This is a genomic window from Cysteiniphilum sp. QT6929 (genome assembly GCF_030035755.1).
Lineage (GTDB): Bacteria > Pseudomonadota > Gammaproteobacteria > Francisellales > Francisellaceae > Caedibacter > Caedibacter litoralis.
Window position 1 is genome coordinate 1,498,912 of the sequence record NZ_CP103983.1, and the last position, 25,124, is coordinate 1,524,035.

A 25,124-nucleotide genomic window follows, 5' to 3' on the forward strand; every position below is an offset into this window, starting at 1 on the left:
AAAGTTACCTGCTTTACGGTATGCTAAACAGCAGGATAGTACTAGGTTTGGAAATGATCGTGATAGATCAAGAAGGTTTCAGAGCAAATGTGGCGATCATTATTATGAATGATCAAAACAAAGTGTTCTGGGGTCGTCGCGTCAACCAAAGTTCATGGCAGTTTCCACAAGGTGGTTTAAATTCTGGAGAAACGCCGATTGAAGCAATGTATCGAGAGCTCAAAGAAGAAGTAGGGCTTATGCCTTACGATGTTGAGGTGATTGCTGCAACGAGAACATGGTTAAGGTATCGGCTTCCCAGGTCGCTAATTAGAAGAAATTGCCCACTATGCATTGGTCAAAAGCAAAAATGGTTTTTGTTGCGTTTAAAATCTGCCGATAGCGCAATTAATCTCAACGCTAATAAAAAGCCGGAGTTTGATGAATGGCGTTGGGTAAATTACTGGTACCCCGCAGGAAAAGTCGTTGCCTTTAAGCGCCATGTTTATCAAAAAGCACTTGAGCATTTTTTCCCTGTGCTTAAAGACTGGTCACGCGAGTAACTATCATGTTATGGCAGCCTTTAGTCAAAATCATTGAGCTTAAGCATGAGCTTGATGTCGTCTTATCAATGTTTGCTAAAGAAGCATGCAAAGTGCTTAGTGTCGATGCGTGCAGTGTTTTTATTTTGGATGAAACAGAGCACACCTACACACTAAGCGCGTCAACGCTAGTGCCAACACTGCGATCTGGGATGATCTACATCAGCGCCAAAGATGATCTTTTGGGTAAAGTTGCTTTGCGTGAAGAAGCACTTATTATTACCGATATGTCTAAAGCTTCAAGCTATAGTGTGCTACAAACGCTTTCACGCAATCGCCTACAATCTTTATTAGCAGCGCCCGTTGTGCACAAGGGTGAAGTGATCGCTATTATTGCGCTACAACTTAATGATAAAGACAAAATTACTGAAAGCTTGCAAACTGATGTTGCGACGCTATGCGCTAACTTGTCACTACCATTAAATCGCGCCATTCATATTGAAGATGTTTCTGAGCAAATTGAAGATAAACCACAAAGTCCGATGTACTTTGATGGTGTAAGCGCCAATGATGGGGTACAAAAAGGCATTGCGATTGCACGTTATAATATTACTGATATTGAGGAGATTCCTGACAAACCTACGCAATCAGAGGATGAAGAGCGTTTATTTATCAGTGCGGTAAAGGATGTCAAAGAGTCGCTGGAGGAGATGCTAGAGCGTGTCACCCTCCTTGCGGGCAGTGAGGAAGCACAATTATTTGAAGCTTATTTGCAGATGATCGATAGCAGTCGTTTTTATGATGCAATTATTAGCTATATTCGTCAGGGCATTTGGCTACAAAGCGCGATCAAACGTGTTGTTATCGAGCAAGCCACACTTTTTGAGCAAATGGATGAACCTTACTTTGTCGAACGCGCCAGTGATATTCGTGATTTAGGCAAACGCATCTTATTGGCACTTGAGAATAAAATATTAAAGAAAAGTCACTACGCTGTTGATACTGTTCTTGTTGCGAGCGAAGTCACCGCATCGATGATTGCCGAAGTGCCTAAAGGGCGCTTAAAAGCAATTATCTCAGAACACGGCTCCTCATACTCTCATGCAGCTATTTTAGCTAAAGCTTTGTCTGTGCCTTTTGTTACAAGCATCAAAGCATTACCAATTAGCTTCATAGATGGTAAAGAGGTTATTGTTGATGCTTATGTTGGGCGCATATATATCCAACCTGCTAAGGGACTTAAATCAGCATATGAGCGCTTAATCAAGCATGAGAGTCAAAAAGCCGTTGAATTGCAAGCACTTAAAGACTTACCAAGTACAACAATTGATGGGCATGAAATAACACTTAAAGCAAATGTTGGTTTAATTGCTGATTTGGATCGCGCTTTAAGTCAAGGAGCAGCAGGTGTCGGTTTATATCGCTCTGAAATTCCCTTTATGATTCGCGAGCGTTTCCCCAGTGAGGATGAGCAGCGCATTATTTATCAACAAATTTTATCAACATTCCCTGATAAACCTGCTGTTTTACGCACCTTAGATGTTGGTGCGGATAAAACGCTACCCTACTTCTACGAAGAAGAGCAGAATCCGGCACTTGGTTGGCGCGGTATTCGCATGCTACTGGATCAGTCAAACCTTTTTTTAATGCAAATAAGAGCGATGCTTAAAGCAAGTTTACATCATGATAACTTGCATATTTTGCTACCAATGATTACAACGATTGAGGAAGTCAAAGAAGCAAAACAGCTTATTCGTCAAGCCTATAAGGAAGTCATTGAAGAAGGCTTTGATATCGACAAGCCACGCATTGGCATCATGATTGAGGTTCCAGCTGCCGTTGTACTTGCAGAGCGTTTAATCGATCTTATTGACTTCGTATCCATTGGCTCAAATGACTTAGCACAATACATTTTAGCTGTTGATCGCACCAATGAAAAAGTTGCTAATCTATACAATCAACTGCATCCGGCGATGATTCGTACACTCTACCACTTAGTCAAAGTAGCCAAAAAGCACAATAAAGAAATCTCATTATGTGGTGAGCTTGGTGGTAACCCGATTGCCACCGCACTTCTTATCGGCATGGGGTTTGATAGTTTAAGCATGAACGCCTCAGCGCTTCTTAAAGTTAAGCAGGTATTACGATCTGTTACTAAGAAACAATGCCGCAATGTGTTAAAGCAAGTGCTAAAACTTGCCACCACTGAAGAGGTACATACTTATTTGGAAAACTTCCTTGTTGAAAATGATTTAGGTGGTTTGATTCGCGCTGGGATTAATTAACACCCTTAGAAATAATGCACAAACCCAATATCAAATAAATTCATTGTTCCACCGGTTTTTGCCGGAATAATATTGCGATAGTTTGCGGTTAAAGCAAAATTTTGACTTAACGTATAAGCCACGCCAACACCAATATTTGATGCAAATTCAGTATGCGCCATACTAAGCTTACCTACGCCAAAAAGTACATAAGGGGTAAAAAGCGTTTGTGTTGGTAGTGAAAACACTACATCAGCCCGTGTATAGGTACTAAATTTTGTACTTTGCGCAGTGTCTTCACTCCGCGCGGCAAATAGAATACTACCCGCCTTAATCGAAAAATAAGGACTAAAGCTATACCCAAAGCTAAGTGTTAACTCTAGTGATGTTTTATACCCCGTACCACTATTTGTTAACACACCAACGGCGGGAGCTAAAAAGAAGCCGCTACGCGTTGCCTGTTCATCTTGTGCTGACTGACTATTTGCATAACCACAACTTGTAACCGCTAGCACACCAGCGAAAATATAGGCAAAACTCTTTGTGTTCATAACAATCCATCCTTGTATATTAATTTGAAAAACAGGCGCCATTGTGCATATAAAAATCCATTAAATCAAGGATAAATTGATCAGTTGTTCTATATAATTGATCATTAGCACCTTTTTAACTGTTATTAAATCATAAGCGCCTATACACAACACATTGGCTAAAGTATAATTTCGGCACATTTATCCAAAATGCTCCTAGCATGAATATTCCAATAATCAGTCTTAACAGCAAAATCAAAAACTTCCATACTCGACAAATTTTCTATAGTAATGAGGTTAATCATCTAGCCCCTGAGTTGCTTAACCCGCATGGCGCAGCTTTGGTTGAACAGCAAAGCAGACTAGCTCTATATAGCAAACATCAACTTGCAGCAATCAGAATGACACGCATTAGCATGGAATCGATTAATAACCACGATATTGAATATGCGCTACGACAATTCCTAGCACAACTGCAGCATGATAAACAGCAACTTTATTTTGTTCAACAAGGAGAGGCCTTTCGCTTATGCCATGGCGATCATGATGGACTCCCTGGGATTACCATTGATTGCTATAACTTAGCTACCGTTGTGCAATCAAGCTCAGCTGCATCTGATTTACTAATACCCTACGTTATTCAAGCATTGATAGCCCTCATGCCTGACACAGCTATTTTTGAACGAAGCACAGGGCAAATACGGGAGATCGAAAAACTAGGCAGTATTACTCAATGGCAATATTTATCAGGTGAACCAACTCAAACTACTCTGTTTGCTGGCAAGCGCATTATGTTTGATCTGATCAACGGTCAAAAAACCGGGCTTTTTCTCGACCAACGCCTAAACCTTATCGCACTACGCAACTATCTTCACAAAGGGATGACCAGCATGCTAGATATTTGCAGCTACATCGGCGCATGGAGTGTTGCCGCTGCAGATTTCATTGACCATTTTACGCTTATCGACCAAAGTAAAGCCGCCCTAGCTATGGCAAAAACCAATATTGAACAAAATCATCAAAACACAAGTAGCAGAGACATTGAGCTTGAGCATGGTGACATGTTTGAAACACTCAAAAAATTAAAAGCCGAGCAACAATACTTTGATGTCGTTGTAGCAGACCCGCCTGCTTTTGCTAAATCAAAAAAACATATTCCAGAAGCAAAACGTGCCTATCAACGCTTGTTTAAACTAGCACTTTCGTGCCTGAATAAAGGCGGATTATTTATCGCTTGTAGTTGTAGTCGCCACATCGATGAGGCAACTTTCTTTGAGATACTTCAATCGCTTTCTTATGACTTGGTTTTGTTACACAAAGGGTACTCATCACCCTGCCACACACAGTCCATTCATGTCGATTATCACGATTATTTAAAATGCTATATTTTTAAGCTACGCTGACACTACTTATGATTGTTTTTATTTTTCTCGGCAGATACGCCTTGTTTTTTCATCTGAGCAACCACTTGATCAGTCACATCGACTTTCAAATCAGGTGCTGCATACGCTACTGCTTGCGAGCTTAGAATTAAGCTGTATTTACCTTCTTTGGCAACAGATTCGACAGCGGTATTAAAGCTTGCTTGGAAATCCTGAGCAATTTTTTGCTCTTGCTGCATCTCGCTTTGCTTAAATGCCGTCGCTTGTTGCTTAAACTTATCCTGTTCATCAGTTAATGCTTTTTGCTGCTTATCCAGATCAGATTTTGTAAGCGTTGGCGCATTGGTTTGTAAGGTTTGCATTTTTTCTAGCAAGCCTTGTTGCTGCTTTTGCAACTCATCTGCCTTTGGTTGTAATTTTGTTTGTAATGCCTGAATACTCTGTTCACCTTGTGGCACGGATTGATAAATCTCAACTGGATTAACCAAGCCTATTTTTAAGCTACTTGCATCTGCGGCAAAGGCAGCACTGGTCACCGCCATTGATGCCAAACCAATCATTGCTAATTTTTTCATATTTACTCCTTAGATTTAACTAAATTTGAAATCTTATAATACTTTTCAACTCAAAGAATTAAAACGTTTGCCCCAGTGTGAACTGGAAAATTTGCGTTGAATCACCTGGCTTCTCATTCAATGGTTTTGCCAAACTAAACGCCATGGCACCTAATGGGGATAACCATTGGAATTCAACACCCACTGAATAACGTAAATTAGAAAACGTTGGCGATTTATCACCTGCAGTCCCAGGCCAAATTACACCACTATTTGTGCCTGAATTGTAAGTTGGAATATTGTAAGTGTTATAAACATTACCTGCATCAAAGAACATACCCAAACGCATATTTCGACTATCTTTCAGCCCTGGTATTGGGAATAAAATATCCACATTAGTGTATACATTTAGGTTACCACCGATCGAATTACCTTGCTCTGCTGCGCTACCATTTGGTGTATAGGTATCTGAAGGTCCCATACCGCCTTGAGCAAATCCTCGCACAGAGCCCCAGCCTCCACCATAGAAGTTCTGGAAGAAAGGTAAATATTCAGTGCTACCATAGCCATTACCATAACCAACACCCCCTTTAACAGACAGCGTCATATCACCAATAATCGGATGGAAGAAACCAGCAGAACCCGTCACTTTATACCATTGCAGATCACTAATACCAGGTACCGATACAGTACCATTTAGCCCTAAGGTTGTTCCTTCTGTTGGAAAGAACGCGCGATTGGTTGAGTTATGATTCCAACCAAGGTTCACCGTAAAGGTATTAAAGGATGTTTGACCATCATTTTGTTGGACAAACCACTGCAATATACTCGATTGACCACCGCTTGGTTGCAAAACTTGGGTGTGATCAACGCCACCACCAACACTAATTGAGTCAAACGCTGAAGTCGGAATACTATAGCCTAAATTCGCACCATATTGATTTAAGCGATAGCTAGCAACTGTAGTATCATCATAATCCGTGCGCGATAGATAAGTACTAATCGTCTGACTAATCCCTGATTGGGTAAAATACGGATCGGTGTACGACATATTCAAGCTTTGATAGACACTGGATAAATTCGCACCGATCGAGAACTGATTACCCGTACCTTGAATATTTGGCAATGCCAAATTACCACCAATCATAAAGTTATACAGTTGCGAATAACCAATGCTGGCACTTACCGTGTTTGCACTTCTTTCTTTAATGTCGTAATCCATATTGACCAGATCATCAGAACCAGGCACTGGCGTCTTTTTAACCGTTACATCTTGGACAAATGGCATTCTCTGTAATTTAATCTTTGATTGATCAATCATAGATTGATTGTAAACGCCAGATTCAAAATACTGCATCTGTCGACGATAAACGTAGTCATTAGTAACGTTATTTCCTAGGAAATTAATCTGATTAATATAGACTTTTTTACCGGGATCAATATAAAAAGTTAATGCTACCGTTTTGTTATCTTTATCAACATTAGGCACTGGATTAACATTGGCAAAGGCATAACCCTTATCCCCCAATGCTTGTGTAATTGCCTTAGCGCTATCTAGCACTTTTTGGCGCGAGAAGGTATCTCCTGCTTTAAAGCTAATGAGCTTCTCAAGATCGGCTTTGGCAATAACAAACTTACCTTCTAATGATACTTTAGAGACCTTATAAATCTCACCTTCACTGACATCAAAGGCGATAAATGCATTCTCTTTATTTGGTGATAATGACGCCTGTTGTGAGGTCACTTTAAAGTCCAAGTAACCATTATTCATATAGTAGTTACTCAGATCTTCCGTTGATGACTGCATATTAGTTGGCGAGTAATCCGCCTTTGAGGTAAACAGCCCCCATAAATTCCAAATTGACGGTGTTTTAAAAGTGATATTATCAATAAGCTCACTTTGTGAGAATGCTTTATTGCCAATCACATTAATGCGACGTACGGTTGCGGTTTTACCCTCAGCGATATTGATCTTGATCGCCACACGATTACGAACTTCTTTAATTTCTTGTATATCAACCGTCGTTGAGTAATAACCCATCAGTGCATATTGCATTAACAACGACTGCTTAACTTGAAATAGTATCTCAGGATTAGCGATATTACCAACATCAAGCCCTGCTTCACGCAAGACTTTTTTCATATCATCATTTTTGATCTTATCATTACCATCAAAATCAACCGCGCTGATTGCTGGACGCTCTGCTACTTTCACAATCAAGCTATTGCCATCTTGATACAACTGTACATTTTTGAAAAACCCACTGCTGTAAAGCGATTTAATTGCCTCATTGGTTTCGGCTGCATCTATCGTTTCTCCTGTATGAATACCTAAATCATTCAGCACAGTTTCTTTTGAGATGCGCTCCAAACCTTCAACTTTTATACTTTTGGCAACAAAGCTATTTTGTGCATAGGCACCAGCAAAAGGTGCGGCACCTAAAAGCGTAAGTAACAATGTTTTTTTCAATGATAAGCTCAAGCTAATCTTCCTTCATTTAAATTATTGTATTCAATTTTTATCTGTATCTAAAAGTACTGAAACATGCCTACGCGCCTTTAAATCAATCGCGACAACATCATCAATGGTTTCAGGTTTATTCAATTTTAATTCTTGCAAAACTCGTTCAATATACTCGATTATTTCCAAATATTGTATTTTTTCCGCCAAAAAAGCCTCAACCAGCACCTCATTGACAGCATTTAACACAATTGTTGCAGCATAATCTTGACGTTTTAGCATGTCATACACCAATGGAATAAGTGCAAAACGCTGCCCATCCAGTGCATTAAAGCTTAATGGTTTAGCAGTAAAATCAAGCTTTGGCACATTGATTTTATGCCTTTGTGGATAATACATCGCGTAACCAATCGGGGTTTTCATATCTGGGGATCCCATTTGTGCTATAAAACTACCGTCATGATATTCAACCATCGAGTGCACAATACTTTGTGGATGAATCAATACTTCAATTTTCTCGACTGGCACTTGAAATAACCAATAAGCCTCGATAACCTCTAGCGCTTTGTTCATCATCGTTGACGAATCAACGGATATTTTACGCCCCATTTGCCAGTTTGGATGTGCGCATGCCTCATCTGGCGTGATATCTTTAAGCTCACCCAGAGACTTTTCGCGAAAAGGACCGCCCGAGGCCGTTAAAATAATTCTGGAAATTGCCAGTTGATCATAATGTTTATCTTGATCGGGCAAACATTGAAAAATCGCGTTGTGCTCACTATCCACAGGCAATATCATCGCATTAGATTGTTTTGCTGCACGCATGAAAATCTCACCCGCAGTGACCAACGCTTCTTTATTTGCTAGTAAAATGGTTTTGCCTTTATTCACTGCTGCAAACGTTGGTGCCAATCCTGCAATACCAACAATGGCAGCCATAACCATATCCACTTTATCAGCACTTGCTACAGAAATAAGCCCCTCTTTGCCATATAGCACTATCGTCTGACAATCTAAAGCTTTAAGGTCATTGCTAAGCTTATTTGCTAAGCTCTCATCTGCAACTACAGCATAGCGTGGGGAAAATTTAAGGCATTGCTGATATAACAGCTCGATATTACGATGTGCAGTCAATGCATAAACTTCAAAATCAGCAGGATTATCGCGAATAATCTCTAGCGTATTAACACCAATTGATCCTGTCGCCCCCAAAATCGTGATGACTTTCACGAATTACTCCAGTTCGCTGTCATCTTCGTTATTTTGCTCACCCTGTTCTAGCGCGTCATCTGCTACTGTGGCATCATTTGTTTCATTATTGAGCATCTCATCATCAAAACCTTCTTCAGACTCATCCTCGCCAACGACTTGTACTGAGACCAGTTTTTCATCGGACTTCAAGTTAATCAACTTAACACCTTGCGCTGAACGACCTGTTTCACGCACTTCATGTACACGCGTTCTAATGAGCACACCTTGATCGGTCATTAGCATAATGTCATCTGTTTCTTCAACAAGTCCTGCTGCAACCACAAGGCCATTACGGTCAGATGTCGAGATTGAAATAACCCCCTGTGAGCCACGCGCCGTCTTGCGATACTCGGCAACTGGGGTTCGTTTGCCATAACCATTTTCAGTTGCCGTTAATACCACACCTTGATCAGGCTCGGTAACAATCACACCAACAATAGTTTGATCTTCTTGAATACGCATCCCTCTGACACCGCGCGCGGTTCTACCCACAGCACGCACGTCCTCTTCGCTAAAGCGAATGGCTTTACCGGCATTTGAGAACATCATAATCTCTTGCTGACCATTGGTTAAATGCACATGCAACAACTCATCACCTTCATCAAGAGTTAAGGCATAAATACCACCCTTGCGCGGACGTGAAAAGGCGGTTAGATCAACTTTTTTAACCGTTGCTTGTTTGGTTGCCATAAAGACATTCCAACCTTCAGTAAACTCGGATACCGCCAACATAGCCGTAATGCGCTCACCTTGTTCTAATGGAAACACATTATTAATTGGTCTGCCTTTGGCAGCACGCCCTGCTTGTGGGAATTCATAGACTTTGCTCCAGTATATTTTACCCAAGCTTGAAAAACACAACATCATGGCGTGTGTCGAGGCAATTTGCAGTTTATAAACAAAGTCCTCTTCCTTCATTTGCGTCGAGGATTTACCACGCCCACCACGTTTTTGCGCGTTATAATCTTTCAATGGCTGCGCTTTGACATAACCATCATATGAAAGTGTCACCACCATCGATTCTTCAGTAATTAAATCCTCATAACCTAAATCAAGCTGAGAGGCAATAATCTCTGAGCGACGCGCGTCACCAAACTGCGCTTTAACCTCTTGCAGCTCTTCACAGATCACTTCAAGCAAACGTTTAATATCTTTTAAAATCGCAATTAACTCTTCGATGCGTAGAAGTAATGCCTTAAACTCATCAAGAATCTTATCTTGCTCTAAACCTGTCAAACGATGCAAACGAAGCTCTAAAATCGCATCAACCTGCGCTTGTGACAGGAAATATTCATCATTGTGTAAACCGTAATGTGATGCCAAGCCATCAATGCGATAAAGTCCTTGATCAACCCCTTCAAGCATTTGTCCGACAAGTTTACCAGACCATGACCGAGCTAACAGTGCTTCTTTAGCTTCAGCTGGTGTTTTAGACGCTTTAATCAATGCGATCATTTCATCAATATTTGATAAGGCAATCGCTAAACCTTCTAAAAGATGCGCACGCTCGCGCGCTTTACGCAATTCAAAAATCGTGCGGCGCGTTACCACTTCTTTACGATGACGAATAAAGGCTTCAATCACTTCTTTTAAATTTAACAACTTCGGCTGACTGTCAACCAAAGCAACCATATTGACACCGAAGCTTAACTGCATTTGTGTTTGTGCATATAGGTTATTTAATAGCACTTCAGCCATTTCGCCACGCTTAACATCGACAACAATACGCATACCATCCTTATCGGACTCATCACGTAGCTCAGAAATACCTTCGATTTTTTTGTCTTTAACCAGTTCGGCAATTTTCTCAATTAAACGCGCTTTATTTACCTGATATGGGATTTCAGTAACAATAATCTGCTCTCGATCAGTTTTCTTATCGGTTTCAATCGATGCTTTAGCGCGCATAATAACACGCCCCCTGCCCGTCTTATACGCATCAACAATGCCGGCACGTCCATTGATATAAGCACCCGTTGGAAAATCAGGTCCTGGAATATACTCCATCAATTCTTCGATGCTTAACTCAGGGTTTTCAATGAGTGCAATCACACCATCGATCACTTCATTTAAATTGTGTGGCGGAATATTTGTTGCCATCCCCACCGCAATACCGGATGAACCGTTGACCAACAGGTTAGGTATACGCGTTGGCAGCACATCCGGAATCATCTCGGTTTCGTCATAGTTTGGCGAGAAGTTAACCGTTTCTTTATCGATATCGATTAGCAATGAGTGCGCCATCTTTGACATACGCACTTCGGTATAACGCATTGCTGCGGGTGAATCACCATCAACCGAACCAAAGTTACCCTGACCGTCAACTAGCATATAACGCAATGAAAACGGCTGCGCCATACGCACAATCGTGTCATAAACAGCCGTATCACCATGCGGATGATATTTACCAATCACATCCCCGACAACACGCGCTGATTTTTTATAAGGCTTATTAAAGTCATTGCCTAGCTCTTTCATCGCAAAAAGAACGCGTCGATGCACAGGCTTTAAGCCATCACGCACATCAGGAAGCGCACGCCCAACGATGACGCTCATTGCATAATCAAGATATGATTGCTTTAATTCCTGCTCGATATTAACCGGAAAAACTTCATTGGCAAATTGTGTGGTCATAAGGATATAAACGCTTCAAATATTCTAAAAATTGGCACGAATTATAACATACTCGCCACAGCACAGAAACAGGATTCTCCAGCATATGAAGTAAATATTTCTAAGTTTAAAAACGTCATGCTACAATGTCGTTTGCATAACAACACTCTCTACGCACTGGCAAGTAATATGAGCAGCAAAATAAATATGAAACCTGAAAACTACGTTTACTTTTTTGCCATTTTCCTCGTGGGTGTTTATGTCTGCGCCTATGACATGTATATCTCAGCGCTTCCATTGCTACAAAACGACTTTGCAGTGAATGTTGGGCAAAGCCAGTTAACACTGACCTTATTTGTTATTGCAGGTGCAATCTTCGCGATTCCAGCGGGTCTTATCAGTGATCGTTTTGGGCGCAAAAAAACACTGATACTTTATTGTTTTATCGTCATTATTGGCAGTATTGTCTGCTTGTTATCGCAGAGCATCTTTGCCTTTTATATCGGGCGAATATTGCAAGGCATTGGCGCTTCTGGTTTGTATATTCTTGCCGTTGCTTTACCCAAGGATATGCTAACGGGTAATAGCTATGTTAAAACTTGGCAAAGTTTGACACTTTTATTTTATTTAGCACCCTCAATGGCTGGTTTTATCGGTGGCTATATCGTCTATTACGGCGGTTGGGAATGGGTTTTTAATGGTGTTGTTTTGGTGGCACTACTCGCCCTTATTTTAATTGCTATTTACTTCAAAGAGATACCAGCAGCAACCACTGAAGTCAAAATTTCAAGTCGCAAAAAGTTCTTCAGCATTGCCAGCAACACGCAATTCTTAAGCTACTGCTATATCACGTCAGTGGCATGGGCGGGCATGTCCGTTTTTTACATCTGCACGCCTTATATTGTGATCACAACGCTTGGCTTTAATACAATTGTCTATGGTTGGTTATCCTTTTTATTGATCTTCTTTGGCGCCTTAGCACGTTGGATTAACATTCGCTGGCTTAATGGTTTAATAAGCTACGAGCAAAGCGCTTATAGCTTCTCTTTTGTTGCCGTATTGAGTGGCATATTATTTATCAGTGCTTATTTTCTACCGGCACATTATGCTATCTACTTGATTGGTCTAAGTGCGATTTTATTTGGCTTTTCCTCAGCACTTGTGAGCGTAAACACATCAACGATGGCGTTTTTGCTGATTGATAAAAGTCACAGCGCTGTGGCTTCGTCAATCTACGGACTCACGATTGATCTTATTGTCGCGTTATCACTTATATTTGCTAATTTAATGCGCGCCAACTTAATTCTCCTAGGTGCAATGATTGCTGTGTTTTACGTCATTGCTATTATACTGCTAATGAAATTCAAAGAACCCACAGCTGCCAAAATTCGCGTTTAGTGATTTAGGACGCAAGCTCTTTCCATCTAAAGATAACTTACATATACCGCTCGTAAATCATTTTGCGGTGTTCAGTGTCGAAGAAATTTTTGATGATTTTGAATGATTGCATTGCAGGTAATAGCTAGGACTATTGGCAAAATACAATCATTCAAAAGCACAGGAAATTCGATGACAGGAATATTGTAAAATGGTTTGTGAACGGTATACAATAAGCGCACTTTGCTAAGTTAATAATTTAATGCGGAATCATCTGATGTCTAAAATCCAAGCCGTGCGTGGCATGAATGATATTTTACCAAGCGATATTTACAAATGGCACTTTTTTGAAAACGCGGTAAAACAAACCTTACACAACTATGGTTATCAGGAAATTCGCCTGCCTATCGTTGAAAAAAGTGAGTTATTTCATCGTGGCGTTGGCGCAGGCACCGATATCGTTGAAAAAGAAACCTATGATTTTAATGATCGCAATGATGAAGCCTTGACTTTAAGACCTGAGGGTACTGCGGGCTGCGTGCGTGCGATGATTGAACATGGGCTGTTACGTAATCAAATCCAAAAGGTGTGGTACACAGGTGCCATGTTTCGTTATGAGCGTCCACAAAAAGGGCGTTATCGCCAATTTTATCAACTGGGTGTTGAAGTATACGGTAATAGTCACATCGCCCAAGATGCTGAAGTGTTAAGCTTATCATGGCAATTATGGCAAGCTTTGGGACTTGACACGCACGTCACCCTTGAGCTTAACAACCTAGGAAGCGCTCAAAATCGTGCTGATTATGTGAGTGCATTAGTTGATTATCTGACACCACTTAAAGATCAATTGGATGAAGATTCACAGCGCAGACTAGGCAAAAACCCACTGCGCATCCTTGATAGCAAAAATGAAAACACGCAACGACTGTTGGATAATGCACCTAATCTGCATGATTTTCTTGATCAAGATATTAAACAAGACTTTGAAGCACTTACTAAGTATCTAAGCGCGTTAAACATTCCTTACAAAATCAACTCGCGATTGGTTCGTGGGATTGACTATTACTGTAATACCGTATTTGAATGGGTCACGGATAAACTCGGGGCGCAAGGTACTATTTGCGCGGGTGGTCGTTATGACTCCTTGGTAAGCGACTTACAAGGCCCTGAAACGCCTGCTGTTGGTTTTGCTATGGGTGTTGAGCGAATCATTTTACTTCTTGAAACCCTTGAGCTCATCCCTCAGTCAACACAAAGTGCAGATATTTATGTTATCAGTGATGAGTCTTCGATCTTTAAGATCATGCCAATGATTGAAACATTACGTAAGTCCTTGCCTCATCTAACCATTGAACAAAACACCTCACTAGGCAGCTTTAAATCACAATTTAAAAAGGCCGATAAATCAGGTGCAGCACTGGCGTTGGTAATCGCTGAAGATGAAGTTAACAATAGCACTTGTGTGATAAAGTTCTTACGTGAAGATAAAGAACAAGTGACCATACCGCAGCCTGAACTAGCTTCATACATTCAGAGCCATTACGCCTAATATGATTATTTATATCGATGCTGACGCTTGCCCTAAAGCCGTCAAAGAAGTGCTTTATAAGGCAGCGCACCAACGCAAAGTTATGTGTATTTTTGTTGCCAACCAACCACTTACACACCCGCCATCGCCTTTTATCAAAATGCGCTGTGTCGATAAAGGCTTTGATGTTGCCGATAATTATATCGCTAACAAGGTTGAAACGTGTGACTTGGTGATTACCGCGGATATTCCACTGGCAAAAGAGGTTACTGATCGTGATGCCGTGGTGATTACACCGCATGGCAAGCAATATACCAAGGCAAATATTTCGCAAACTTATGCCATGCGTAATTTTTTCACTGAGCTACGAGATGCCGGATTAGTTGAGACAAAAACCAAGGCGTTCTCAAATAGCAATATCAATGCCTTTGCCAATGCTTTGGATCAGCTCTTGACTAAACGTGGGTTTATCAAACAATGAATTTATACGATATCCCTAAACACGCTGAACATGAATTGTTTGATATTATTCATGCGATCAAAAATGCACAAAATATCAAGATTGAACGCATTGTTTCCTACGGACAAACAACGCCTAAAAATGAGCCTTATATTCAAACACAAGATGAACTGGTGTTTGTTTTACAAGGTCAAGCAACACTGCTAATGAATAATACCAGTTACTCGCTAACTGCGGGAGAGTCTTTATTGATTCCCAGCAATACGCCACATTGGGTGACTTATACATCAAGTTCGCCTGCCACTATTTGGCTTGCCATTCACTTTGATACAGTCATTTAACCCAAAATGCATCGTATCCTGCGCGTAATCGAAGGATAAAGTACTTCGTTTATTGTAACAAAGTATCGTTATTGCCAAAAACTTGTTTGTCTTAGTACTTTTGCCTCAGGTATACTGATGCAATTTATTTTCTTTTGACAAAAATTTATGAGCTTATCTTCAAGCATCTTACCTAAAAGCATTACCGAAGACTTTACTAAGGCAACCATTTCGCGTGCGCATGCCTATTGCAATCAATACTCGATCAAATCATTGCAAGCAACATCCGATGATGGCATTAATTTTGTCATTAAGAGTGAAGTTTTTGGCTCTGGCAAAGAAGCCTACTCCCAAAGCATTTTTGTCGATGTGAACTCACGAGCAAAAACACTCTTAAGCGTACTTGATGCTGAGTGCTCATGCCCTGTAGGCTACTTTTGCAAGCATATTTATGCTGTGCTATTTATGTTTAATAAATCACTTGCTGAGCGTTTAACAGAATCCAATGCATACACCCCAATTACAGCGACAAAATCTGTTAGTGCTCCACCGATAAAAAAAGCGAAAATCCCCGCATCTCACTTCGACAAAGCTGCCTTTGAGCGCCAATTTAATGACAATATACGCCTTGAGAAAAGCACACTATTATCCCAAGGCAAGGCACCTTCTAACTTGGTGATTGCCTATCAACTCGTCGCTTCTAAAGAAGGGCAGCAGCTTTCTTATAGGATCGAGGCAAGTTATGTGCGCATTCTAAAAAGTGGCGATGGCTATGGCAAACCACAAAGTGCCAACCTTACCAATATCGTTGCCGGTTATGCTAAATATCCAGACTGCGCTGATATTAAAGACCTTGAGATTTTTAAATACCTACAAGCACAAATCAATCGTTATGCGGTACATTTACCGAGCTTAACAGGAGAGTACGGCGCGCAATTTTTAAAGCTGCTTATTGCAACTGAACGTTTTTTTGTTGGCGACATCGTCATGGGCAAACATTGCACCTTAGCACCAGATCTCAAGCTTGATATTGATTGGAGTGAAGTCAACGGCACATTTCGCTTTAATGCGCAAATCAATGGCAAAACAAACACCAAAATCATACCGACAACACCTGCTTTTTACATTGATGGCAACAAAATGGGGCAGATCGTCAGTGACATTCCTGGCAATCAATTAGCACTTCTTAATACGCTTAAAGATATCTCAAAAGATGATATGTCATTTGTTCGTCACACCATTGAGAAATCGACACTTGGCAAGCAAATAAAATTCCCAAGCAAAGTCAAAAAGCTTAAAACTGAAAAAATCACGCCAAAAGCAATTGCCCATTTTAGCAAAGGATCATCAGTAAACTGGCCACATTATGGCTTCTTTGCTGATGTTAGCTTTGAATATGACGGCACACGCTTTGAGCCACATGAAAGTGGGACACACATTATTGAGCATAATGGTCGCTTGATTGAAAAAGACATAAAATTTGAAAAAGCTAAGCTTGAAACCTTAGGAGGATTTGGCTTTGTAAAATCAAGACGTGCTTACTTTGGCTATGGCAATCAAGCACACAAGCCATTTGGTGAAAGTTATATTTTAAACAGCAATCCTTATATTGAACCAGAGGAGCAATGGGAAGGCTTCTATGTTGAAGATCTTGAGGACTTCAAACTTTTAGGCTGGCAGGTTGAGTTTGATGATGACTTTGCACATCACTATATTGTTGCTGATGATATTGACATTGGCATCGAGGAAGGGATTCAAAATGATTGGTTTAACGTACATCTGAGCGTTAATCACAACGGTAATACCATCGATCTACAGCCACTAATTATGCAATATCTACAAAAAGGGCTTAACAAAGAAGAGCACGACCTTGTCGCCATTGTTGATAAGAACCACCGTTTAAAAATTGATTACAGCATTATTGAACCAGTCATTAACTCATTGTTTGAATTAAATGATGAGCGTGGCGGTACTTTAAAACTCTCGAAATACCAAATCGGTGCGCTGATGAGTCTTGAGGAACAACTAGGCAAAAGTGGTGCGATTGATTATAGTAAAGCCAATGCTTTAAAGCGCTTTGTTGACTCACTGAAAGACACAACAAAGTTACCACTACTAGATACACCAAAAGAAGTACAAGCAACTTTACGCGACTATCAGCGCTATGGCGTAAGCTGGATGGATTTCTTATCAAAACATGAAATGGGCGGTTTGTTAGCCGATGATATGGGACTTGGTAAAACCCTGCAAACGCTTACTTGGCTGCAGTTACAACACGACACTGATAAAGATTTTGGTACAAGCCTTATCGTCGCGCCCACATCAGTTGTCGGCAATTGGATTAGAGAAGCTGAGAAATTCACACCTAAGCTCACAATTTTGCTATTGCATGGCTCTGAACGTGCCGAGCATTATGATAACTTGCTTAACTACGATATCGTCGTCACAAGCTATCCACTTATTTTAAAAGACGAAGAAATTCATCGCCAAAATACCTATAGCGCACTGATTTTGGATGAGGCTCAAACGATTAAAAATGCTAAGACAAAGCAGGCGCAAAGCATTTTCACCCTTTCAGCTAAACATCGCTTTTGTTTAACAGGCACGCCACTTGAGAATCATCTGGGTGAGCTATGGTCGCAATTTAACTTCTTAATGCCTGGCTTCCTGGGCAATGATAGCCAGTTTCGTAAGCACTTCAAAAATCCAATTGAAAAACATCAAGACAGCGATCGTTTAAAAATACTGAAAAGTCGCATTGCACCCTTTATGCTTCGACGCACCAAAGCGCTAGTTGCTAAAGATTTGCCTGAAAAGACTGAGTCGATTGAAATTATTGAGCTGCCTAATACGCAAAAGCAACTATATGAAAGTGTGCGCATGACAATGGAGAAAAAAGTACGTGAGCTCTTGAAAAAACAAGGGCTTGCCAAGAGCCATATCCATATTCTTGATGCACTCTTAAAGCTACGTCAATCATGTTGTCATCCGCAATTAGTTAAACTAGAGAGTGCCAAAAAAGTGCATGAATCGGCTAAACTTGATTATTTACTAGAAATGCTAACCGAACTTGCTGCTGAAAAGCGTAAAGTACTGGTATTCTCACAATTTGTCGAGATGCTTGATTTAATTGCACTTGAGCTTGGCAAACATAAGATCCAATATGTGCAGTTAACCGGACAAACTAAAAATCGCCAAAAACTGATTGATGACTTCAGTAGCAACCCTGATATCACGGTTTTCTTAATCAGCCTAAAAGCCGGAGGCACAGGTCTGAATCTTGTTGCCGCTGACACGGTTATTCACTTTGATCCATGGTGGAATCCAGCCGTTGAAGCCCAAGCCACGGATCGCGCCTATCGTATTGGTCAAGATAAACCTGTCACAGTTTATAAGCTTATTGCCAAAGACAGTGTTGAAGAAAAAATCTTAAAACTTCAGCAGAAAAAAGCGGATCTTGCTAGTGGGTTGTATAACAAAGATGGACAAGCTGATTTCAAACTCAGTGAAAATGATCTATTGAATTTATTTGAACCGATTGTTTAAGATAAGACTATTTACTTTGAGTGAACTCCGTTAAATATAGAAGTTTAGCTGCCGTTGATAACAACTTAAATAAGCGTTAGCAAGCTCGAAATAAGGTCATCTTTTTGATGTGCTTCATATGCTTGGCTTTCGCTTTTACCCCACACGACATCTGGCCAACAAAAATCGTCTTTTTTGCGCCCGATTACATGAATGTGCATTTGTGAGACGACATTACCAATTGTCGCAACATTGACTTTATCAACGTGTAAATCCTCTTTGAGAAAGTGGGATAATGTATTAATCAAAGCATTGAGTCTTAGCTGCATCTCCAGATCAAGCTCAAACCATTCAGTGACGGACACTTTAGGTACGATGAGAAACCACGTCACCAGTGCGTTGTTTGATAATCGTAACTGAACATCACCAAGATCTTTGATGAGGCTACTGGAATCAGCTAAACGTTTATCGAGCACAAAAGCTGTCATACATCTTCCTTACTTTGTCTAAATCAGCTTGTGTGTCAATCCCAGGAGGCGTTGACGCCTTAGCTTCAGCAATTGCAATTTTTTGATTATGCCATAACACACGTAATTGCTCTAAAGACTCAATTTGCTCTAACGGACTTTTCTCCATCTGTGCATACACCTTTAGAAACCCTGCGCGATAAGCATATAAGCCAATATGACGATAATGATCTCCCATCTTAATCTCACCTTGGTCAAACACACCACGCTGCCATGGAATGGGCGCTCTTGAGAAATACAAAGCATATTGCTCACGATTAAAGACGACTTTTACGCAATTTGGATCATGCACTTCATTTTCATCAGTTATTCGCTCACACAAGGTTGCCATTACCGCTTGCGATCTATCAACCAACAAATCAGCAGCTTGAATCACATTTTCCATCGGAATTAATGGCTCATCCCCTTGGATATTAACAACGATATCCTCATCAGCAATTGCTAATTTTTGTACGGCTTCAGCTAAGCGATCAGTGCCTGATTGATGATCTGCTGCCGTCATACATACTGTCGCACTAAAACTGTGTGCTACATCTTGAATTTCTTCACTATCCGTTGCAATCACCACTTGCTCAAAGCCACATTGTAATGCGCGCTCATAAACATGTTCAATAATGGGTTTACCTGCCAAATCAAGTAATAACTTATTGGCAAGGCGACTTGATTGCAAACGCGCTGGAATAATAATATGGCGCTTACTCATAGTGTTTGACTTCTTCAAGCGTTAGCTTCTTGGCTTCTTCTAATAGCATACGCGGCACACCATCAATAATGGGATATGCCAATTTATCCGCTTTACAGACAAGCATCTTGTTTTGCTTATCGTATATCAATGATGATTGACACTCAGGACACACCAAAATACTTAATAACCCTTGATCCATTTGTTACGCCTTAATCACAAAAATAAATTCATTATCTATTTCAAGTTGCTCTAAGATAGCATAGCCATTGATCTTACACCAAGCAGGAATATCATGCTTGACACCTGGATCGGTACACGTCACTTTTAACTGCTCGCCGGCGGTCATCTTTTTTAACGCATTTTGCGTTTTAATCACAGGCATCGGGCATAATAAGCGACGTAAATCTAGCTCAACATTAACTTCCATCAGACATACCACGCTTGTTGTACTTCATCAACAGTAAAAGGCTTCACCGTATGCTCACGTGCAACACCATCAGGGTAAGCAAAACGCACAGTCACTTTTTCAGCATCTCTTCCTTGTGAGAAGCGCGCAATAATTCTGGCGACAAACGCTTCATCTTGAGTGTCAAAATTGCCATCGATCAAGGTCAGTGGTCCACCATGACTTTCAACAGTAATATGTGGAAATTGGCGCTTATAACCATTTAAGAAGTTATTTTCACCTTCTTCGCGTGCAATAATCAATTTAAACTCAGGCTTTGGACGCAAGTGGCGACCAACTTTCAACAACATAATGTCATCAAAATCATAATCACGCTTGTCATTACGACCTTTCCATAAATCAACCAACTTATCCGAGTATTGCTTATCGGTTAAAAAGCAGCAACCTCCAGCAGGAGTTGCATAATCAACAAAACCATATGAACTGGCTAGCTCAAATTGTGGCGTACGATTGCGCCCATGAAAACCAAAGAGTTTTTCCCGATCAACCCAACCTTCGCGCTCAGGCTTGGTTTCAGGTAGATTTTTAGCGCATAAGGGACGCAATAATAAATCATCAATACCTGACTGCTTTTGAATAACTGGCATAGTGTCTTTACGTTGCGACATCGGGCGCTGACCAATGACCTCACCGGTAATAATGAAATCAAAACCATTTTCAAGCGCCCATTCTTTGGCTTTTTTAACCATAAATATCTTACAATCCAAACACGGATTCATATTGGCGCCATAGCCATATTTTGGATTTAATAGCACATCTTTGTACTCTTCAATCACATCGATAATATGCAGTTTAATCCCAAGTTGCTCAGCAACCCATAGGGCATTGTTACGTTTTTCTTTGCTTTGATCTTTCTTACGAATGGCATGCGTATGCCCTTCGACACAAAACCCAGTGAAGAAGTTAATCCCTTCAACATGAATGCCTTGATCTGCAATCACCTTGGTTGCCAACATGGAATCTAAACCACCGGAAATAAGCGAAACCGCCTTATATTGCTTAGGTTTTTCTGAATGAGAATTATGTAATGATGTCATTTATTATATTGAGTCTACTTTAAAATTTGCGCACATTGTACGCGCTATAGACAATTTTTTCATTATTCAAATGAAACTTTCTACACTTTTCTGTCGAAGTATCTGTTTAAAAAGCCGCCTGCACCCACTGGATGTCATCTCCTGTAATGCCGATGACATCAAAGCGGCATTCGGCATGTTGGTAATGTCGATGTTGCTGCAGAAAAACTTGCGCTGTTTTGCGCACTTTAATCTGTTTAGATTTTGTCACCATTTCTAGTGCTGAGCCAAATTGCGCTGATTTTCGTGCTTTGACCTCAACAAATATCAATACATCCGCAATTTGACCAATTAGATCGATCTCACCTAATGGTGTTAGAAAGTTCTTGGCAATTAAGTGAAAACCTTGGGCCTCTAGAAACGTTAAGGCTTTATTTTCCGCCTCACCACCAATGGCTCGGCTCATCTAAACAATACCATTGTGACGCAGTAGCGCATCAACTGAAGGTTTTTGACCTTTAAATTTCTCAAATAGCTCGGTCGCTGGTGCTGAGCCGCCTGTCTCCAAAATAATTCGCATAAACTTCTGACCAATGACTTTGTTTAATACTGATTGCCCCTGTTCAAATTCCGCAAAAGCATCACTGGATAACACTTCCGCCCATTTGTAACTGTAATAGCCCGCCGCATAGCCTCCTGCAAAAATATGTGAAAAGCTATTTTCAAAGCGATTAAACTTAGGCACCTCTAACAAGGCTGTTGATTGGCGCACATTTTCGATCACTTGATGAATATCTAAACTCTCAACACTACTTTGATGTAATTGCATATCAAACAGCGCAAATTCAAGCTGGCGCAACATCGCTAAACCTGATTGATACTGACGTGAGGCAACTAGCTTCTGAAATAGTTCTTTTGGTAAGCTTTGTTTGGTCTCAACATGCTGTGACAGCAATTGTAATCCTTCTTCACACCAACAGAAATTCTCCATAAACTGACTTGGTAACTCAACAGCATCCCACTCAACACCATTAATCCCTGAAACAGGTAAGTATTCCACTTGCGTTAGAATGTGCTGCAAGGCATGCCCAAACTCATGAAATAAAGTCAATACATCATTATGCGTCAATAACGCATCAGCACCTTCATTGGCAGGCATAAAGTTACAAGTAACATACGCCACGGGCGTTTGCACTGAATGATCAAGACGCTTATAGCGCGTACGACATTCATCCATCCACGCACCATCACGCTTTTGTGCTCTTGCAAAGAAATCAACCAAAATCGCCCCACGAAGTTGCTTGTTTTCATCATAAAATTCATATAAATCTGTTTGCGGGTGATAGCGATCCCAGTCATCACGCTTCTTCGCTGTGATACCATAAAGAGATGACAATACACTAAACAAGCCTTTCATCACGTGAGTCACAGGAAAGTAAGGTCGCAGCTCTTCAGAGGTGAAGTCATAACGTGCTTTTTTCATTTTATCTGAATAATATACGCTATCCCAAGGCTTAAGCTCATCAGCCAATCCAGACTCTTTAGCAAATGCTTGAAGCTCTTGAAGCTCTTTTTGTGCATGCGGTTTTGCCTTTTGAAGCAAATCATGCATAAAACGCATCACCTCATCAACTGAAGTTGCCATCTTCGTTGCCAGCGAGACTTCAGCATAGTTTTTAAATCCCAAAAGTTTAGCTTCTTCAGCCCTTAAGCGCATAATCTCTTGCATAACCTTGGTATTATCAAAGCTTTTATTGTCCGCTTCGCTTGAGGCGCGCGTGACATAGGCTTTATAAAAAGTCTCGCGCAACTTGCGATTATCTGCTTGCTGCATCACGGAAATATAGGTTGGTGCGTCAAGCCCCAAAACAAACCCATCCTTTTCTTCTGTTTGCGCCTTTAAACGTGCTTGCTCTTTAGCGCTGTCTGATAGGCCTTTTAATTCATCCTCATTTAGTGTGTGATAATGCCACGCCATCGTTGCATCAAGCACATTATTCTCAAAATCACTTTGCAACTTGGCAAGCTTGGTAACGACTTGCTCAAACTCTTGGCGCTTATCACCCTCCAGATCCACCCCTGATAATTTAAAACTGCGAATAGCATCATTAATCGCCTTAATCTGTGCTTGATCCAAAGTTTTATCATGTTGCAAAATAATTTGATACGCCTTTAACATGCGTTCATCCTGCGCTGTTTGCGTTGAGTATTCAGATATTTTCTCAACACAATATTGATAGACTTCACGCAACTGTGGTGTATTTTTAACTGCATTTAAATGCCCCAAAGGACCAAAAGTTTTGCTAAGCGCATCTTCGGCTTCTTCCAAAGGATAAATAAAATTATCCCATGTGTAATTACTCTCCTTAAGTAATTGCTCTTTTAAATCACGGCAATACTGGATGGACTTTTCCACTTCCATCTTGGCGTTATTAATGTCTATTTGTGAAAACTTGGGTAAATCTAATGTAACTACATCGCTCATCTGTATGTTCCTTGGCATAAATTCTTCATTCTGCTAAGGCTTTATAATACACTTATTTCACTGCGAAATAATACGAAAAAAGCACTAATAGACAATGCCTGCTGATCTAAACACTTATTTAATGCGTTTTGCGATGTTTATCATCCCAATGCTCTTTGCTATCACACTACATGAAGCAGCACACGCCTATATCGCCAAATTACGCGGTGACAAAACCGCCTATCTTATGGGGCGAGTTACTTTAAACCCGATTAAGCATATCGATATTCTCGGCACGATCATTCTGCCAACTGCAATGTTTCTATTAAGCACTGGTTTTTTATTTGGCTGGGCAAAGCCTGTGCCTGTTAATTTCAACAACCTCAAAAAGCCACGCCAAGATATGATTCTTGTGGCAATTGCCGGACCTTTAGCCAACTTTATTATGGCAATTATCTGGTTCTTGTTGTGGAAATTTGTGCCTAACTTTGGCTTCCACCAGATGGCACAATTTGGTGTCATACTCAATTTGATGCTGATGGTATTTAATTTACTACCCATCCCACCACTTGATGGCAGTCGTGTTATTAGCGCATTATTGCCTTATAAAGCAGCCTTGCAATACAACCGTTTAGAGCGTTGGGGATTTTTGATCGTATTATTATTGCTATTTATTCCTTTTGGGCAATCAAATTTACTGGCAAGCATCTTGTTACCACTAATTAATAAACTCTCTTTACTCATTCAATTTATCTTTTAATTTCAAGGTCAAACAATGCAATTAGAACATGAAAAACCAGACACCCCAATTTTTGTTAAACATTATAAGTCTGGCGAGCTGACACTATCACAACAGACATTTTCTCACAGCGTGATTATCACACCTGAGGCAATTATTAATAATAACTGGGATGTTAAATCCATTGACGCGCTTAATCTTGATGCTATTGAAGCCCTTATCGAACTTGATGCTCATATTTACCTTCTTGGCACTGGTGCAACATCACAGATTCCGCCGCAAGAAATCATCATTGCTTTTGCTCGTCTAGGAAAATCCATTGACTTTATGGACTCAGCTGCCGCATGCCGCACTTTTAATATCCTTGCAAATGAAGGGCGTCGCGTTGCCGCTGCCATCATCGTTTAAAGCCATAACACTCGGCATAAATCAATTTTTCGT

22 protein-coding genes are annotated in these 25,124 nt (G+C 40.6%); 10 read left to right on the top strand and 12 right to left on the bottom strand.

The genetic code is table 11. From position 1 onward, the window contains the following. Positions 1–59: 59 nt before the first annotated feature. Positions 60–542 carry an RNA pyrophosphohydrolase gene (locus tag NYP54_RS06485; protein WP_170137166.1) on the top strand — a complete coding sequence of 161 codons (483 nt, stop codon included), beginning with the start codon at positions 60–62 and terminating at the stop codon, positions 540–542. Between the two features lie 5 nt (positions 543–547). Next, the gene (gene ptsP, locus NYP54_RS06490; RefSeq protein ID WP_283155825.1) at positions 548–2,806 is read left to right on the top strand and encodes a phosphoenolpyruvate--protein phosphotransferase; all 2,259 of its coding nucleotides are present in this window, start codon (positions 548–550) and stop codon (positions 2,804–2,806) included. A gap of 5 nt (positions 2,807–2,811) precedes the next feature. Here the strand turns inward: ptsP and NYP54_RS06495 are convergent, their stop codons facing one another. Further along, entirely contained in the window at positions 2,812–3,336 is a 525-nt protein-coding gene (locus tag NYP54_RS06495) for an outer membrane beta-barrel protein (protein WP_283155826.1), read from the bottom strand. Positions 3,337–3,536: 200 nt separating this feature from the next. Between NYP54_RS06495 and NYP54_RS06500 the strand changes: the two genes are divergently transcribed. Then, positions 3,537–4,718 (top strand): class I SAM-dependent methyltransferase, encoded by a 1,182-nt coding sequence (locus NYP54_RS06500; RefSeq protein ID WP_283155827.1) that lies wholly within the window; start codon positions 3,537–3,539, stop codon positions 4,716–4,718. 2 nt (positions 4,719–4,720) lie between these two features. Here the strand turns inward: NYP54_RS06500 and NYP54_RS06505 are convergent, their stop codons facing one another. From NYP54_RS06505 to gyrA, 4 genes are read right to left on the bottom strand one after another with little or no spacing between them, the layout of a single operon-like run. Next, on the bottom strand, positions 4,721–5,272 hold the full coding sequence (locus NYP54_RS06505; protein ID WP_283155828.1) for an OmpH family outer membrane protein: 552 nt from the start codon (positions 5,270–5,272) through the stop codon (positions 4,721–4,723). A gap of 58 nt (positions 5,273–5,330) precedes the next feature. After that, positions 5,331–7,733, bottom strand: coding sequence for an outer membrane protein assembly factor BamA (gene bamA / locus NYP54_RS06510; RefSeq protein WP_283155829.1), 2,403 nt, complete (start codon positions 7,731–7,733; stop codon positions 5,331–5,333). Between the two features lie 30 nt (positions 7,734–7,763). Then, on the bottom strand, positions 7,764–8,942 hold the full coding sequence (ispC, locus tag NYP54_RS06515; protein WP_283155830.1) for a 1-deoxy-D-xylulose-5-phosphate reductoisomerase: 1,179 nt from the start codon (positions 8,940–8,942) through the stop codon (positions 7,764–7,766). Positions 8,943–8,945: 3 nt separating this feature from the next. Next, positions 8,946–11,597 carry a DNA gyrase subunit A gene (gene gyrA / locus NYP54_RS06520; RefSeq protein WP_283155831.1) on the bottom strand — a complete coding sequence of 884 codons (2,652 nt, stop codon included), beginning with the start codon at positions 11,595–11,597 and terminating at the stop codon, positions 8,946–8,948. 186 nt (positions 11,598–11,783) lie between these two features. On the opposite strand from gyrA, the gene NYP54_RS06525 reads away from it, so the two are divergent. From NYP54_RS06525 to NYP54_RS06545, 5 genes are all read left to right on the top strand, one after another. Next, complete coding sequence (locus NYP54_RS06525; RefSeq protein ID WP_283155832.1) at positions 11,784–12,974, top strand: MFS transporter; 1,191 nt, start codon at positions 11,784–11,786, stop codon at positions 12,972–12,974. 256 nt (positions 12,975–13,230) lie between these two features. Next, positions 13,231–14,502, top strand: coding sequence for a histidine--tRNA ligase (gene hisS, locus NYP54_RS06530; RefSeq protein ID WP_283155833.1), 1,272 nt, complete (start codon positions 13,231–13,233; stop codon positions 14,500–14,502). Between the two features lies 1 nt (position 14,503). Beyond that, positions 14,504–14,962 carry a YaiI/YqxD family protein gene (locus NYP54_RS06535; protein WP_283155834.1) on the top strand — a complete coding sequence of 153 codons (459 nt, stop codon included), beginning with the start codon at positions 14,504–14,506 and terminating at the stop codon, positions 14,960–14,962. Continuing rightward, positions 14,959–15,282 (top strand): cupin domain-containing protein, encoded by a 324-nt coding sequence (locus NYP54_RS06540; protein WP_283155835.1) that lies wholly within the window; start codon positions 14,959–14,961, stop codon positions 15,280–15,282. The genes NYP54_RS06535 and NYP54_RS06540 overlap by 4 nt, the downstream gene beginning before the upstream one ends. Positions 15,283–15,429: 147 nt before the next feature. Next, entirely contained in the window at positions 15,430–18,807 is a 3,378-nt protein-coding gene (locus NYP54_RS06545; RefSeq protein ID WP_283155836.1) for a DEAD/DEAH box helicase, read from the top strand. A gap of 65 nt (positions 18,808–18,872) precedes the next feature. Here the strand turns inward: NYP54_RS06545 and NYP54_RS06550 are convergent, their stop codons facing one another. The 7 genes from NYP54_RS06550 to NYP54_RS06580 all read right to left on the bottom strand — a co-directional run bounded on the left by NYP54_RS06550 (position 18,873) and on the right by NYP54_RS06580 (position 23,965). Further along, a complete protein-coding gene (locus NYP54_RS06550; RefSeq protein ID WP_283155837.1) occupies positions 18,873–19,274 on the bottom strand; it encodes an HIT family protein in 402 nt (133 codons plus the stop codon). Further along, positions 19,252–20,016, bottom strand: coding sequence for a 3-deoxy-manno-octulosonate cytidylyltransferase (kdsB, locus tag NYP54_RS06555; protein WP_283155838.1), 765 nt, complete (start codon positions 20,014–20,016; stop codon positions 19,252–19,254). Before kdsB ends, NYP54_RS06550 begins: the two co-directional genes overlap by 23 nt. Continuing rightward, positions 20,009–20,197, bottom strand: coding sequence for a Trm112 family protein (locus tag NYP54_RS06560; RefSeq protein ID WP_117001503.1), 189 nt, complete (start codon positions 20,195–20,197; stop codon positions 20,009–20,011). Before NYP54_RS06560 ends, kdsB begins: the two co-directional genes overlap by 8 nt. 3 nt (positions 20,198–20,200) lie before the next feature. Beyond that, positions 20,201–20,425, bottom strand: a complete 225-nt coding sequence (locus tag NYP54_RS06565; protein WP_117001504.1) for a sulfurtransferase TusA family protein — start codon at positions 20,423–20,425, stop codon at positions 20,201–20,203. Continuing rightward, positions 20,425–21,501 carry a tRNA (5-methylaminomethyl-2-thiouridylate)-methyltransferase gene (locus NYP54_RS06570; protein WP_283155839.1) on the bottom strand — a complete coding sequence of 359 codons (1,077 nt, stop codon included), beginning with the start codon at positions 21,499–21,501 and terminating at the stop codon, positions 20,425–20,427. The genes NYP54_RS06565 and NYP54_RS06570 overlap by 1 nt, the downstream gene beginning before the upstream one ends. A 106-nt stretch (positions 21,502–21,607) precedes the next feature. Continuing rightward, positions 21,608–21,946 carry a YraN family protein gene (locus NYP54_RS06575; protein WP_283155840.1) on the bottom strand — a complete coding sequence of 113 codons (339 nt, stop codon included), beginning with the start codon at positions 21,944–21,946 and terminating at the stop codon, positions 21,608–21,610. Then, the gene (locus NYP54_RS06580) at positions 21,947–23,965 is read right to left on the bottom strand and encodes a M3 family metallopeptidase (protein ID WP_283155841.1); all 2,019 of its coding nucleotides are present in this window, start codon (positions 23,963–23,965) and stop codon (positions 21,947–21,949) included. Between the two features lie 94 nt (positions 23,966–24,059). Here NYP54_RS06580 and NYP54_RS06585 point away from each other — a divergent pair, with 94 nt between their 5' ends. Then, positions 24,060–24,704, top strand: coding sequence for a site-2 protease family protein (locus NYP54_RS06585; RefSeq protein ID WP_283155842.1), 645 nt, complete (start codon positions 24,060–24,062; stop codon positions 24,702–24,704). 15 nt (positions 24,705–24,719) lie between these two features. Continuing rightward, positions 24,720–25,091, top strand: a complete 372-nt coding sequence (locus NYP54_RS06590) for an MTH938/NDUFAF3 family protein (protein ID WP_283155843.1) — start codon at positions 24,720–24,722, stop codon at positions 25,089–25,091. Positions 25,092–25,124: the final 33 nt, after the last annotated feature.

Excerpts from the sequence above, each read along its gene's own strand:
- ptsP (WP_283155825.1), top strand. The coding sequence starts at position 548 with ATGTTATGGCAGCCTTTAGTCAAAATCATTGAGCTTAAGCATGAGCTT.
- NYP54_RS06495 (WP_283155826.1), bottom strand. The coding sequence starts at position 3,336 with ATGAACACAAAGAGTTTTGCCTATATTTTCGCTGGTGTGCTAGCGGTT.
- NYP54_RS06500 (WP_283155827.1), top strand. The coding sequence starts at position 3,537 with ATGAATATTCCAATAATCAGTCTTAACAGCAAAATCAAAAACTTCCAT.
- NYP54_RS06505 (WP_283155828.1), bottom strand. The coding sequence starts at position 5,272 with ATGAAAAAATTAGCAATGATTGGTTTGGCATCAATGGCGGTGACCAGT.
- gyrA (WP_283155831.1), bottom strand. The coding sequence starts at position 11,597 with ATGACCACACAATTTGCCAATGAAGTTTTTCCGGTTAATATCGAGCAG.
- NYP54_RS06525 (WP_283155832.1), top strand. The coding sequence starts at position 11,784 with ATGAAACCTGAAAACTACGTTTACTTTTTTGCCATTTTCCTCGTGGGT.
- hisS (WP_283155833.1), top strand. The coding sequence starts at position 13,231 with ATGTCTAAAATCCAAGCCGTGCGTGGCATGAATGATATTTTACCAAGC.
- NYP54_RS06535 (WP_283155834.1), top strand. The coding sequence starts at position 14,504 with ATGATTATTTATATCGATGCTGACGCTTGCCCTAAAGCCGTCAAAGAA.
- NYP54_RS06540 (WP_283155835.1), top strand. The coding sequence starts at position 14,959 with ATGAATTTATACGATATCCCTAAACACGCTGAACATGAATTGTTTGAT.
- NYP54_RS06545 (WP_283155836.1), top strand. The coding sequence starts at position 15,430 with ATGAGCTTATCTTCAAGCATCTTACCTAAAAGCATTACCGAAGACTTT.
- NYP54_RS06550 (WP_283155837.1), bottom strand. The coding sequence starts at position 19,274 with ATGACAGCTTTTGTGCTCGATAAACGTTTAGCTGATTCCAGTAGCCTC.
- kdsB (WP_283155838.1), bottom strand. The coding sequence starts at position 20,016 with ATGAGTAAGCGCCATATTATTATTCCAGCGCGTTTGCAATCAAGTCGC.
- NYP54_RS06560 (WP_117001503.1), bottom strand. The coding sequence starts at position 20,197 with ATGGATCAAGGGTTATTAAGTATTTTGGTGTGTCCTGAGTGTCAATCA.
- NYP54_RS06565 (WP_117001504.1), bottom strand. The coding sequence starts at position 20,425 with ATGGAAGTTAATGTTGAGCTAGATTTACGTCGCTTATTATGCCCGATG.
- NYP54_RS06570 (WP_283155839.1), bottom strand. The coding sequence starts at position 21,501 with ATGACATCATTACATAATTCTCATTCAGAAAAACCTAAGCAATATAAG.
- NYP54_RS06575 (WP_283155840.1), bottom strand. The coding sequence starts at position 21,946 with ATGAGCCGAGCCATTGGTGGTGAGGCGGAAAATAAAGCCTTAACGTTT.
- NYP54_RS06580 (WP_283155841.1), bottom strand. The coding sequence starts at position 23,965 with ATGAGCGATGTAGTTACATTAGATTTACCCAAGTTTTCACAAATAGAC.
- NYP54_RS06585 (WP_283155842.1), top strand. The coding sequence starts at position 24,060 with ATGCCTGCTGATCTAAACACTTATTTAATGCGTTTTGCGATGTTTATC.
- NYP54_RS06590 (WP_283155843.1), top strand. The coding sequence starts at position 24,720 with ATGCAATTAGAACATGAAAAACCAGACACCCCAATTTTTGTTAAACAT.